Raw genomic sequence first — 12792 nt, 5'->3', positions numbered from 1 at the left:
CATGTCCTCGTGGACCTAGACCTGTGTCAGCAGAACACCACGCAGGTAGTCCAGCAGATAAACGTACAGCCGGTCGACCTCCAACACCTGGCCCCGGGCCCGCAGGCAGCCGTGAACCAGGCCTTTGCCGGGATACAGCGTGGCCGCCACCCCGGCGCCTTGCAGGCGTTCGGCGTAGAGCATGCCGTCGTCCCGCAACGGGTCGAACTGGGCGACAGCGATCAAAGCCTGCGGCAACCCGCTGAAATCCACGGCCAGCAATGGCATGGCGTAGGGCGACGGCTTGCCCGGCCCACGCAGGTAAAGGGCGAGATAGCACTCGGTGTCGGCGGTACTGAGCAGCGGCGCGTCGACGCAATCGCGGCGGGACGGCAGGTCGGCGGGGCCGCCCAGGCCGGGGTAGATCAGGACTTGCGCCAGGGGCTGCGGCTGATGGTCATCCCGCAGGCCCAGGCACAGGGCCGCCGCCAGGTTACCGCCGGCGCTGTCACCGGCCACCACCAGACGCTGAAGGTTGATCGGCTGGGGCGCTTCGCCCACCTGGATCGCCTGCCAGACCGCACGGCAATCCTCAAAGGCGGCCGGAAACGGGTGTTCGGGTGCCAGGCGGTAATCGATGGCGATCACCAGCACTTGCAGTGAGTCGGCCAGCTCAGCACACATGAAGTCATGGGAATCCAGGCCGCCGACCACCCAGCCGCCACCGTGCATATAAAGGATGCATGGCCAGCCGCTATCAGGGGTTGGCGTCGCCGGTTGATAAATGCGTACGCCCACGCCACCCAGGGAAACGTCTGACACCTGTAACCCTTCGGGCCGCGCCGGGGTGAACGCCTGGCACATGCGGTCGTAGCCTCGGCGCAATCCGGCCAGCGATGTGTCGTCGCTGGTGAAGGATTCGGTTTTTTCGACGAATGCGCACATCTGCGCGGAAATCGGGTAATGGGACATCGAAGGATCGTCCTGAAGATAAGGATTTAACAGCCGCCACGAATGCAATGTGGGAGCGGGCTTGCTCGCGAATGCGGTCTATCAGTCAATACTTGTGTGGCTGACCCACCGCATTCGCGAGCAAGCCCGCTCCCACATTTTGATCTTCATTTGCTCAGGGCTTGAGGCTGGCCTGCACCGCCGCCACGCCGTCCTTGCCATCCAGGGTCGTCACGCCCGCCAGCCAGCGCTGCAAGTCCTCGGGATTGTCGCGCAGCCACTGTCTGGCCACATCCTGCGGCGTCTTGCGGTCCATGATCGGCACCATCAACTGGCTTTCCTGGGCCGCGGTGTAGGTCAGGTTTTCCAGCAGGCGTGTCACGTTGGGGCAACGTTCGGCGTAATCCGGCGCCGTCACCGTGGAGACCGTGGCCATGCCTTCGTTGGCACCGAACACATCTTCACTGCCGGTCAGGTACGCCATTTTCATGTTGATGTTCATCGGGTGTGGGGTCCAGCCGACAAACACCACGAACTCCTTGCGATTCACTGCCCGCTGCACCGCCGCCAGCATGCCTGCCTCGCCGGAGGCCACGAGCTTGAAGCCGCCGAGGCCAAAGCGGTTGCTGTCGATCATTTTCTGGATATCGGTATTGGCACCGCTGCCCGGCTCGATGCCATAGATCTTGCCGCCCAGCTTGTCCTTGAAGCGGGCAATGTCGGCAAAGGTTTTCAAGCCGGCGTCGGCAACGTACTGCGGCACCGCCAGCGTCGCCTGGGCGTCGGACAGGCTCGGCTTGTCGAACACCTTGACCTGCTTGGCCGCGAGGAACGGTGCGATGTTGTTGTCCATCGCCGGTTTCCAGTAGCCCAGGAATATATCCAGGCGCTTGTCGCGGATGCCGGCAAAGATGATCTGCTGCACGGCGCTGGTTTGCTTGCTGTCATAGCCCAGGCCATTGAGCAGCACGTCGGCCATGCCGCTGGTGGCGATCACGTCGGTCCAGCTGACCACGCCCATGCGCACGACCTTGCACGAGGCCGGGTCGGCAGCCATCGCGTTGGCGCTCAAGAGTGCGGCGCCGGTGAGAATCAACAGACAACGGTTGAACAGTCTTTTCATCGATGCGGTCTCACTCGGCAGTTTTTATTGTGGGAGTGGCGTCTGACGCGCCGTGCCCAACACCTTACCCAGCGAGACCTCGATCAAAGCGAACTGTGGCGACAGGGATTTGCACACAGACGACTTGGGAGGTGTGTTGCTGTTGAGGGCCTCTTCGCGAGCAAGCCCGCTCCCACATTCGACCGTGTTCCTCCTGAAGAAACACGGTCGAATGTGGGAGCGGGCTTGCTCGCGAAGGCTATCTCAGCAGCGACGCCACTCAGGAGTAATGCCGCTTGCCCCACGCCAGGAACCCTTCCAGCAGTTCCTTCAACACCACCCGCGTCGGCTCGGCCAGGTCGGCGCGATAACGGAAGGGCTCAAACTCTTCCATGTAGGTGCACTGCCCCAACTCCAGCTGCACGGCGTGGATGTTCTCGGCCGGGTTGCCGTAGTGACGGGTGATGTGCCCGCCCTTGAAGCGCCCGTTGAGCACATGGCTGTACTGCGGGTGGCCGGCACAGATGGCTTCCAGTTCGCTGGCCAGCTGCGGATCGCAGGCCGCGCCGTTGAAGGTGCCGAGGTTGAAGTCCGGCAGCTTGCCTTCGAACAGGTGCGGGATCACCGAGCGGATCGAGTGCGCATCAAACAGCAGCGCATAACCGAACTCGGCCTTGAGCCGGGCCAGTTCGTTTTGCAGGGTGCGGTGATACGGCGTCCACACCTGCTCCAGGTACGTGGCGCGCTCGGCCTTGGACGGTTCCAGGCCTTCGCGGAACAGCGGCACACCGTCAAACAGCGTCGCCGGGTACAGGCCGGTGGTCGCGCCAACGTACAGCGGCTTGTCGTCTGAAGGCCGGTTCAGGTCGATGACAAAGCGCGAATACTCCGCCGCCAGGGTGCTGGCGCCCAGCGCTTCGGCGAAGTCATACAGCGTGGGAATGTGCCAGTCGGTGTCCGGCAGGCTTTGCGCCTCGGGGATCAGCCCGGCTTGCACCGCCGGCGTCAGGCGCAGCCCCGCGTGGGGCATGCTGATCAGCAGCGGCACACGGCCTTGTTTGAAGTTCAGAACCTTATCCACAGCGGTACTCCTTAAACGGTGACTTCGACGCCGTGGCGCACGACGCGTTTATCCAGCTCGCCACCCAGCCAGTAGGCCAGGTCGGCGGGACGATCAATCTGCCAGGCGACAAAATCCGCGACCTTGCCCACTTCCAGCGAGCCATGGCTGTTGCCCAGGCCCAGGGCGGTGGCCGCGTGTTGCGTGGCGCCGGCCAGGGCTTCTTCCGGGGTCATGCGGAACAGGGTGCAGGCCATGTTCAGCATCAAGCGCACCGACAACGCCGGCGAGGTGCCCGGGTTGAGGTCGCTGGCGATCGCGATCTTCACGCCGTGCTTGCGCAGGGCATCCATCGGCGGCAACTGGGTTTCCCGCAGGAAGTAGAACGCGCCCGGCAGCAACACCGCGACGGTGCCGGAAGCGGCCATGGCGATGGCGTCTTCCTCGGTCATGAATTCCAGGTGGTCCGCCGACAGCGCCTGGTAACGCGCCGCCAGGCTGGAGCCATGCAGGGACGACAACTGTTCGGCGTGCAGCTTTACCGGCAAGCCAAGTTTCCGGGCGGCGATGAACACGCGCTCCACCTGCTCCGGTGAGAACGCCAGGTACTCACAGAAGGCGTCGACCGCGTCCACCAGGCCTTCCGCTGCCAGCGCCGGGAGCATTTCGGTGCAGATGTGATCGATGTAGGCATCGGCCCGGTCCACGTACTCCGGCGGCAACGCATGCGCCGCCAGGCAGGTGCTGCGCACACTGACCGGCAACTCGGCGCCGAGGCGACGGATCACCCGCAGGATCTTGCGCTCGCTGGCCAGGTCCAGGCCGTAGCCGGACTTGATCTCGACGGTGGTTACACCGTCGCGCAGCAAACTGCGCAGGCGCTTGTGGCCGCTGGCAAACAGTTCATCTTCGCTCGCCGCACGCGTGGCGCGCACGGTGCTGGCAATACCGCCACCGGCCGCTGCGATCTCGGCGTAGCTCACGCCTTGCAGCCGCTGCTCGAACTCGCCGCTGCGATTGCCGCCGAACACCGTGTGGGTGTGGCAGTCGATCAGCCCGGGCGTGACCCACGCCCCTTGCAGGTCATGGGTGGTTGCGTAGTTCGCATCCGGCAGATCGGCGCGCGGGCCGATCCACTCGATGAGCGTGCCCGAGGTAACAATGGCGGCGTCCTCGATGATCGAGTAGTTGCCCTGGGCCATGGTTGCAACGTGGCAGTGTTGCCAAAGCGTTTTCATCAACGCCTCCATTAGGTTATCGATGAGACAAAGCCGGGTCGTAGTGGACCTTGGCCGTTTGCCCGGCGGCGGGCTTGACCCACAGCAGATAGGCGACGATCAGCAAGACGATCCACACGGCGCCGACCATAAGAGCGGCCTGGGTGTCCGGGAAGTAACCCAGCACGCCGAAGATGAACAGCATGAACACGATGGCGGCCGCTGGCGCGTAGGGCCAGAACGGCACCGGGAATTTCAGCTCGGCAATCTGTTCCCTGGTCATCGAGCGACGCATGGCCACCTGGGTGACCAGGATCATCAGCCATACCCACACCGTGGCGAAGGTCGCAATCGAGGCGATGACCAGGAACACGTTTTCCGGGATCAGGTAATTGAGCACCACACCGCCGAGCAACGCGGCGCCCATCACCACTACGGTCATCCACGGCACGCCCTGGCTCGACAGTTGGGCAAAACCCTTGGGCGCCTGCCCTTGCTGGGCCAGGCCATACATCATGCGACCGGCGCCGAAAATGTCGCTGTTGATGGCCGAGACGGCGGCCGAGATCACCACAATGTTAAGGATGGTCGCCGCCGAGCCTATCCCCAGGTTGCTGAAGATCTGCACGAACGGGCTGCCCTGGCTGCCGATCTGCGGCCACGGGTAGATCGCCATCAGCACAAACAACGTCAGCACGTAGAACAGCAGGATACGCAACGGCACGGCGTTGATTGCCTTGGGGATCACCCGCTGCGGGTCCTTGGCTTCGCCGGCGGTGATGCCGATGATTTCGATGCCGCCAAACGCAAACATCACCACCGCGAAGGACGCGATCAAGCCACCCACGCCGTTCGGCATGAAGCCACCGTGAGCCCACAGGTTGCTGAGGCCGGTAGCGGGTGCTTCGCCCGCCGAGTGAATGCCGAACAGCATGATGCCGAAGCCGCCGAGGATCATTGCGACAATGGCACCGACCTTGAGCAGCGACAGCCAGAACTCCATTTCGCCAAAGACTTTGACGTTGCACAGGTTCAGGCCGCCGATCAGCAACACGATGCCCAGCACCCAGACCCAGCGCGCGACTTCGGGAAACCAGAAGCCCATGTAGATGCCGAAGGCGGTGACGTCGGCGAGGCAGACGATGATCATTTCAAAGGCGTAGGTCCAGCCGAGGATAAAGCCGGCCATCGGGCCCAGGTAGGTACTGGCGTACTGGCCGAAGGAGCCGGACACCGGGTTATGCACGGCCATTTCGCCGAGGGCGCGCATGACCATGAACACCGCGGCGCCACCGATCAGGTAGGCCAGGAGCACGGCCGGGCCGGCCATCTGGATGGCGGAGGCAGAGCCGTAGAACAGCCCGGTACCGATCGCGGAACCGAGGGCCATGAAGCGAATATGTCGGGCGGAGAGCCCGCGTTTTAACGTCTTTTCTTGCTGGTGCATTTCTCGTCCTTAATTATTTTTATCCTGAGAAAATTCGAATCTGTAGAAGATCAAATGTGGGAGCTGTCGAGCCCCAGCGAGGCTGCGATAGCGGTAGGTCAGGCTACGAAAGTGTTGCCTGTTCCGGCGCCATCGCAGCCTCGCCGGGGCTCGACAGCTCCCACACTGGATCGGTGTCGCTCTTACAAGCTCGGCAACAACTTCGCCGGCACCAGCTCGTTCAGGCAACGCGTTGCCAGCAGCTCACTGGCGGCATTGATGTCCGGCGCAAAGAAGCGGTCCTTCTCATAAAACGCGACTTTGCTGCGCAGGATCCCACGCGCCTTTTCCAGCGCCGGCGAAGTCTTCAAGCCATTGCGCAGGTCCAGGCCCTGGCAAGCCGCCAACCATTCCACCGCCAGCACACCGCGGGTGTTCTCGGCCATTTCCCACAGGCGCTTGCCCGCCGCCGGGGCCATCGACACGTGGTCTTCCTGGTTGGCTGACGTCGGCAGGCTGTCGACGCTATGGGGATGCGCCAGTGCCTTGTTCTCGCTGGCCAATGCCGCCGCCGTCACCTGGGCGATCATGAAGCCGGAGTTCACACCGCCATTGCCCACCAGGAATGGCGGCAGTTGCGACATGTGCTTGTCCATCATCAACGAGATGCGACGCTCGCTCAGGGAGCCGATTTCCGCGATGGCCAGCGCCATGTTGTCCGCCGCCATGGCCACCGGTTCAGCGTGGAAGTTGCCACCGGAAATCACGTCACCTTCAGCCGCAAACACCAGCGGGTTATCCGACACGGCGTTGGCTTCCACCACCAGTACTTCAGCCGCCTGGCGGAACTGGGTCAGGCAGGCGCCCATGACTTGTGGCTGGCAACGCAGGGAGTACGGGTCCTGGACCTTGTCGCAGTTTTCGTGGGATTGCGACACTTCGCTGCTTTCACCCAGCAGGGCGCGATACGCGGCCGCAGAGTCGATCTGGCCGCGTTGGCCCCGGGCAGCGTGAATGCGGGCGTCGAACGGCGAGCGCGAACCCAGCACGGCTTCCACCGTCAGGGCGCCACAGGCCAGGGCACCGGCGAACAGATCTTCGCCCTCGAACAGCCCACGCAATGCATAAGCGGTGGAAACCTGGGTGCCGTTGAGCAGCGCCAGGCCTTCCTTGGCCGCGAGGGTCAGCGGCGTCAGGCCGGCAACTTTCAGCGCTTCGGTAGCTTCCAGCCATTCGCCTTTGTAGCGGGCCTTGCCTTCGCCCAGCAGCACCAGCGACATGTGGGCCAATGGTGCCAAGTCACCGGAGGCGCCCACCGAACCTTTCAGTGGAATGTGCGGGTAGACCTCGGCATTGATCAGGGCGATCAGCGCGTCGATGACCTGCCGGCGAATCCCGGAAAAACCCCGGCTCAGGCTGTTGACCTTGAGCACCATGACCAGCCGTACCAGCGCATCGCTGATGGGCTCACCGACGCCGGCGGCGTGGGACAGCACCAGGGAACGCTGGAGGTTTTCCAGGTCTTCGCTGGCAATGCGGGTCGAGGCCAGCAGGCCGAAACCGGTGTTGATGCCGTAGGCGGTGCGGTTCTCGGCGAGAATCTGCTCCACACAGGCGACACTGGCTTCGATCTGGGCCGAGGCGCTGTCATCCAGACTGAGGGTTACCGGCTGCTGGTAGATGGCCCGCAGTTGGGCAAGGCTCAGTTGGCCTGGAATCAGGTTTAGCGCAGTCACATTCATGCTCCTTTTGAGAGTGTTGTTAACTACCAGTCGCTCCGGATGCTTCCGTTATCCGCCGCTGTGCTCTTTTAGAGGATCAGTCGGCTTGGCACGCTGGTTATTGTTGGGAAAAGGTCAGTGCAAATTCGGTAGCGTGCGTTGCAGTAAATCGGCGTCCTTGAGCAACGCGGCGGTGGCTGCGATGTCTGGCGCCAGCCAGCGGTCCTGGTCGTAGGCCGGGACGTGTTCGCGCAGCAAACGCCAGGCGGCATCGGTGCCGGCGCCGAAGCGTTGGTCCTGGAGGAACTCGAACGCCTGGGCCGCCAGCAAGTACTCGATGGCGAGGATCTGGGTGACGTTTTCCAGCACCGAATACAGCTTCAGGGCGGCGTTGGTGCCCATGCTCAGGTGGTCTTCCTGCAGGCCCGAGGTGACGAAGTTGTCGAGCACCGCCGGTTGCGCCAACTGGCGGTTTTGCCCGCACAGCGAGGCGGCGACGTACTGCACGATCATCATCCCGGAGTTGACCCCGGGGTTGCTCACCAGGAACGCCGGCAAACCACTGACGTGCGGGTTGATCAGACGGTCCAGGCGACGCTCGGCGATGGAGCCGATTTCGGCCATGGCGATGGCCAGCATGTCGGCCGCCAGGGCCACGGACTGCCCGTGGGGATTGGCCTGGGACACCACGCGGTAGTTGTCTGGAGTGCCGAGCACCAGCGGGTTATCGGTGGCGCCGTTGAGTTCGGTTTCGATCTGCCGGGTGGCGTGTTCCAGTTGGTCGCGGGCCGCGCCGTGCACCTGGGGAATCGAACGGATGCTCAGGGCGTCCTGGGTACGAATGCCTTTGCTGCTGGCGATCACTTCGCTGCCGTCCAGCAACGCGCGCAGGTTGATGCCCACTTGCTGCATGCCCGGGTGCGGCTTGAGCGCGATGATTTCTTCGTCGAAGGCGTCGATCTGGCCGCGCTGGCCTTCGAAGCTCATGGCACCGATCACATCGGCCCATTGCAGCAGGCGGTGCGCATCGGCCAGGGCCAGGCTGCTGAGGCCGGTCATGCACGGCGTGCCGTTGACCAGGCACAGCCCGTCCTTGGCACCGAGCACTACGGGCTGCAAACCTTCTTCAGCCAGCGCCTGGTGTGCGGGAACGATACGGCCCCGATAGCTGACGTCGCCGACGCCGAGCAAGGCGACGCCAATGTGCGCCATGTGGGTCAGGTAACCCACGGAACCCTGGGACGGCACTTGCGGCGTGATGCCATGGTTGAGCAGCCCCAGCAGCGAATGCACCACCTGCGGATGCAAGCCGGATTTGCCGTGGCTGTAGTTAATGATCGCCGCGCAAATGATCGCGCGGGTTTGCTCCACACTCAGTAGCGCACCGACGCCGCAGGCATGGCTAAGCAGGGTATTGCGCGACAGCCGGCTCAGTTGTTCGTCCTTGAGCGACACGTTGCACAAGGCGCCCAGGCCGGTGTTGATGCCGTAGGCGCGCTCGCCGCTGGTGACGATGCGCTGGACGATGGCCTGTGCATTGTCGATGCGAGCCCAGGCCTGGCCCGAGAGTTCGAGGATCGCACCGTGGCGAGCCACGGCGACCACGTCCTGCCAACGCATCGGGGCGTCGGCGATGATGATTTTTTCAGCCTGGGACATCGTTGACCTCTTCATGAAATTCGCAATTGTTGTGCAGCTTCACTGGCCTCATCGCAAGCGAGCCAGCTTCCACAGGGGAAACGCATTCCAAATGTGGGAGCTGGCTTGCCTGCGATAGCCTCAGCCAACCCACCACAAATATCGGATCAAACCACCGCCACCCGCCGCTGGACAAACCGGTTCACGTACTCATCCGCCGGTGAATGCAAAATCTCGCGGGGCGTGCCGACCTGGATCAGCTTGCCGTCCTTGAGGATCGCAATGCGGTTGCCGATGCGCACCGCCTCATCGAGGTCGTGGGTAATGAACACGATCGTCTTGTGCAGGGTCTTTTGCAGCTCCAATAACTGGTCTTGCATCTCGGCACGGATCAGCGGGTCGAGCGCACTGAACGCCTCGTCCATCAGGATGATGTCAGTGTCGGCCGCCAGCGCCCGGGCCAGGCCTACACGCTGACGCATGCCGCCGGAAAGTTGATGCGGGTATTTGTTTTCATAGCCCTTGAGGCCCACGGTTTCGATCCAGTGCAGCGCACGCTCGGCGCACACTTGCCTGGTTTCGCCACGCACTTTCAGGCCGTAGGCAACGTTGTCCAGCACACTCTTGTGAGGCAGCAGGCCAAAGCTCTGGAACACCATGCTGATCTTGTGCCGGCGGAATTGGCGCAAGGCTTCCATGTCCAGTTGCAGGATGTCTTCACCGTCCACCAGGATCGCACCGCTGGTAGGGTCGATCAGCCGGTTGAAGTGACGCACCAGGGTCGACTTGCCGGAACCCGACAGCCCCATGATCACGAAGATTTCACCGGTGTCGACGCTCAGGGACAGGTCGTTCACGCCCACCACGCAACCAGTCTCGGCCAGCACCTCGTCCTTGGTCTTGCCCTGGCCAATCAACGCCAGTGCATCCTTGGAGCGGTTGCCGAAAATCTTGAATACGTTTTTGACTTCAATTTTGCTGACAGTAGTCATTTGCTCGCCTCATGCCGTGGACGACCATAGGCTTGCGTAATGCGGTCGATGACCACGGCAAGAATCACGATCGCCAGACCGGCTTCAAGGCCGCGTCCAACGTTGAGGGTCTGGATGCCCACCAGTACATCTTCACCCAGGCCACGGGCGCCGATCATCGAGGCGATCACCACCATCGACAGGGCCATCATGGTGGTCTGGTTGATCCCGGCCATGATGCTCGGCAGGGCCAGCGGCAGTTGCACGCCGAACAGTTGCTGCCAGCGGTTGGCACCGAAGGCGTTGATCGCTTCCATGACTTCACCGTCCACCTGGCGAATGCCCAGGTCGGTGAGACGAATCAGCGGCGGTGCGGCGTAGATCACCGTGGCGAAAATCGCCGGGACCTTGCCCAGGCCGAACAGCATCAACACCGGGATCAGGTACACGAAGCTGGGCATGGTCTGCATGATGTCCAGCAGCGGCATCAGCACCGAACGCAGGCGGTTGCTGCGGGCCGACAGAATCCCCAGGGGAATGCCGATCAGCACCGAGATCACCGTGGCCACCATCATCAGCGCCAGGGTTTGCATCAGTTTGTCCCACAGCCCGACCGCGCCCACCAGAAACAGCAGGCCGACGATCACGACGGTGGTGAACCACTTGCGAGTGGCATGCCAGGCAATACCGCCGACAATCAGCAACATCAACCACCAGGGCGCTGCGCGCAGCAAACCTTCCAGGTTAACGATGGCCCACAGCAACGTATCGGAGATGTGCCGGAACACATCGCCGTAGTTGGTCACCAGCGCATCGACCCAACTGTTGACCCAGTCGGCGATGGAAAACGTAAAACTCTCAGGAAACATAGTGTGCTCTCGATCCAGTGGATTGTGGCCGGGCGCCCGGTTGCCTGTGGCGGCAACCGGAAACACTCAACCTACAAGGCCGCGTCGATTTTCTTGGCTGCGTTGTCGCTCACCATGCGTGCCAGAGTTCAGGATGTCCCTTGAGGAAAGTTTTCGCCAGTTTTGCTGTTTCAATTCGCTGTTCGTCATGCGTACCGGGTTCTGGTTAAACAGGTTGAGCAGCGGCGCCCTGCACATCGGGCAGCACGAGGCGCTCAGGAATCGGGCTGTGCCATTTTTTCGCAGCCCAGTAGTACAACGCCGCCGGCACCACCAGCCCGATGATCCACGAGATATCGGTGTCGCCCAGGCTCGCGACCAGTGGGCCGGTGTAGAAATGCGTCGAGATGAACGGCATCTGAATCAGCACGCCGAACACGTAGATGCTGATGCCCATCAGGTTCCAGCGACCGTAGCGACCGTTGGGGTTGGACAGGGCCGGGATGTCATAGCGCTCTTTGGTGATGCAGTAGAAGTCCACCAGGTTGATCGCACTCCAGGGCGTGAAAAACGCCAGCAGGAACAGGATGAACGCGGAGAAATCCTTGAGGAACGAGTCCTTGCCCAGCAACGCCAGCGCGGCGGCAATCGACACCATCACGAAGATGTACAACAGCCGCGTGCCACTGCCGATATGCCGGCTGCCACGGAAACCACTGATGATTGTCGCGATCGACATGAAGCTGCCGTAGGCGTTGAGGGTGGTGACGGTGACCTTGCCGAAGGCGATGCTGAAATACAGCAGCGCCGCGACGATCCCGGTGCCGCCCAGGCCGACGATAAACGACACTTCGTGGTGAGCGAATTGCGAGCCTGCCAGGGCTGCCGCAAACACACCGAACACCATCGAAGCCTGCGCGCCGATCACCGAACCGAGGCCCACGGCCCAGAAGGTTTTCGAGGCCTGCGTGCTGCGCGGCAAGTAGCGCGAGTAGTCCGCCACATACGGGCCGAACGCAATCTGCCAGGACGCCGAGAGGGAAATCGCCAGCAGGAAACTGCTGAGGGAAAAATGCCTGTTGCCCAGCAACGCACCGATGTCGTTACCGGCCAGCAGCCTGTAGAACAGGTACACGAAGGCAACCACCCCCAGCACGCTGGCGATGCGACCGATGCCGTGGATCACCCGGTAGCCGAAGATCGTAAACACCATGATCAGCCCCGCGAACAATACGATGCCGACCCAGTCTTCAACGTGAAGCAACTGCGCCACCGCCTGCCCCGCCAGCAATGAGCCGCTGGCAGAAAAACCGATGTACATCAGGCACACCAGCACCAGGGGAATCACCGCGCCATACACGCCGAACTGCACGCGGCTGGAGATCATCTGCGGCAAGCCCAGTTGCGGGCCTTGCGCCGCATGCAGGGCCATGACGCCACCGCCCAGCAGTTGACCGATCAACAGACCGATCAACGACCAGAACACATCACCGCCCAGCACCACGGCCAGGGCCCCGGTGACGATCGCAGTGATTTGCAGGTTGGCACCCAACCACAGGGTGAACTGACTCAATAGACGGCCGTGTCTTTCCGCTTCCGGGATGTAGTCGATCGAACGCCTTTCGATCAACGGGGTGGTGCTTGCACGAGCGTCTTTTACTGCCATTTATGTTCAACCTCTGATGGATTGTTTTTGGGTGAAACGCAGATCACATGTGGGAGCGGGCTTGCTCGCGAAAGCGATGGGTCAGCTAACGACTTCAGTGACTGATACACCGCATTCGCGAGCAAGCCCGCTCCCACATTAGTTATTTGATCATCGGGAGATTGAGGCCCTGCTCTTTGGCGCAATCGATAGCGATCTGGTAGCCCGCATCCG

General features: G+C 62.3%; 11 protein-coding genes and 1 pseudogene. All 12 read right to left on the bottom strand.

Translation table 11 applies throughout. The features are described 5' to 3' along the window. Positions 1–15: 15 nt before the first annotated feature. Complete coding sequence (locus HX817_RS01285) at positions 16–951, bottom strand: alpha/beta hydrolase (protein WP_003209274.1); 936 nt, start codon at positions 949–951, stop codon at positions 16–18. A gap of 154 nt (positions 952–1105) precedes the next feature. Beyond that, positions 1106–2053 carry a choline ABC transporter substrate-binding protein gene (locus tag HX817_RS01280; protein WP_008439284.1) on the bottom strand — a complete coding sequence of 316 codons (948 nt, stop codon included), beginning with the start codon at positions 2051–2053 and terminating at the stop codon, positions 1106–1108. 259 nt (positions 2054–2312) lie between these two features. Continuing rightward, entirely contained in the window at positions 2313–3113 is an 801-nt protein-coding gene (gene hutG / locus HX817_RS01275; RefSeq protein WP_087692905.1) for an N-formylglutamate deformylase, read from the bottom strand. 11 nt (positions 3114–3124) lie between these two features. Beyond that, entirely contained in the window at positions 3125–4330 is a 1206-nt protein-coding gene (gene hutI / locus HX817_RS01270) for an imidazolonepropionase (protein ID WP_003209269.1), read from the bottom strand. 16 nt (positions 4331–4346) lie between these two features. Beyond that, positions 4347–5756, bottom strand: coding sequence for an amino acid permease (locus HX817_RS01265; RefSeq protein ID WP_003209267.1), 1410 nt, complete (start codon positions 5754–5756; stop codon positions 4347–4349). Between the two features lie 182 nt (positions 5757–5938). Beyond that, positions 5939–7477 carry a histidine ammonia-lyase gene (gene hutH / locus HX817_RS01260; RefSeq protein ID WP_085984627.1) on the bottom strand — a complete coding sequence of 513 codons (1539 nt, stop codon included), beginning with the start codon at positions 7475–7477 and terminating at the stop codon, positions 5939–5941. 114 nt (positions 7478–7591) lie between these two features. Continuing rightward, positions 7592–9115: a histidine ammonia-lyase gene (gene hutH / locus HX817_RS01255; RefSeq protein ID WP_177036498.1), complete on the bottom strand. Its 1524-nt coding sequence runs from the start codon at positions 9113–9115 to the stop codon at positions 7592–7594. 146 nt (positions 9116–9261) lie between these two features. Beyond that, entirely contained in the window at positions 9262–10086 is an 825-nt protein-coding gene (locus tag HX817_RS01250; RefSeq protein ID WP_008430269.1) for a glycine betaine/L-proline ABC transporter ATP-binding protein, read from the bottom strand. Further along, complete coding sequence (locus tag HX817_RS01245; RefSeq protein ID WP_003209260.1) at positions 10083–10934, bottom strand: proline/glycine betaine ABC transporter permease; 852 nt, start codon at positions 10932–10934, stop codon at positions 10083–10085. The genes HX817_RS01250 and HX817_RS01245 overlap by 4 nt, the downstream gene beginning before the upstream one ends. A 71-nt stretch (positions 10935–11005) precedes the next feature. After that, a pseudogene (locus tag HX817_RS01240) lies at positions 11006–11153 on the bottom strand (histidine ABC transporter substrate-binding protein); the annotation flags it as partial. After that, a complete protein-coding gene (locus tag HX817_RS01235) occupies positions 11140–12579 on the bottom strand; it encodes a cytosine permease (RefSeq protein WP_177039670.1) in 1440 nt (479 codons plus the stop codon). The pseudogene HX817_RS01240 and the gene HX817_RS01235, both read right to left, overlap by 14 nt. A 142-nt stretch (positions 12580–12721) precedes the next feature. Further along, positions 12722–12792: hypothetical protein (locus HX817_RS31525; RefSeq protein WP_371317765.1), on the bottom strand; the 71-nt coding region annotated here is incomplete at its 5' end.

Source organism: Pseudomonas sp. C6002 (assembly GCF_013385805.1).
Taxonomy (GTDB): domain Bacteria; phylum Pseudomonadota; class Gammaproteobacteria; order Pseudomonadales; family Pseudomonadaceae; genus Aquipseudomonas.
This window is presented reverse-complemented; position numbering and strand designations above follow the sequence as displayed.

Coding starts and splice junctions, on each gene's coding strand:
- HX817_RS01265 (WP_003209267.1), bottom strand. CDS start 5,756: ATGCACCAGCAAGAAAAGACGTTAAAACGCGGGCTCTCCGCCCGACAT.
- HX817_RS01280 (WP_008439284.1), bottom strand. CDS start 2,053: ATGAAAAGACTGTTCAACCGTTGTCTGTTGATTCTCACCGGCGCCGCA.
- hutI (WP_003209269.1), bottom strand. CDS start 4,330: ATGAAAACGCTTTGGCAACACTGCCACGTTGCAACCATGGCCCAGGGC.
- HX817_RS01235 (WP_177039670.1), bottom strand. CDS start 12,579: ATGGCAGTAAAAGACGCTCGTGCAAGCACCACCCCGTTGATCGAAAGG.
- HX817_RS01245 (WP_003209260.1), bottom strand. CDS start 10,934: ATGTTTCCTGAGAGTTTTACGTTTTCCATCGCCGACTGGGTCAACAGT.
- hutH (WP_177036498.1), bottom strand. CDS start 9,115: ATGTCCCAGGCTGAAAAAATCATCATCGCCGACGCCCCGATGCGTTGG.
- HX817_RS01250 (WP_008430269.1), bottom strand. CDS start 10,086: ATGACTACTGTCAGCAAAATTGAAGTCAAAAACGTATTCAAGATTTTC.
- hutH (WP_085984627.1), bottom strand. CDS start 7,477: ATGAATGTGACTGCGCTAAACCTGATTCCAGGCCAACTGAGCCTTGCC.
- HX817_RS01285 (WP_003209274.1), bottom strand. CDS start 951: ATGTCCCATTACCCGATTTCCGCGCAGATGTGCGCATTCGTCGAAAAA.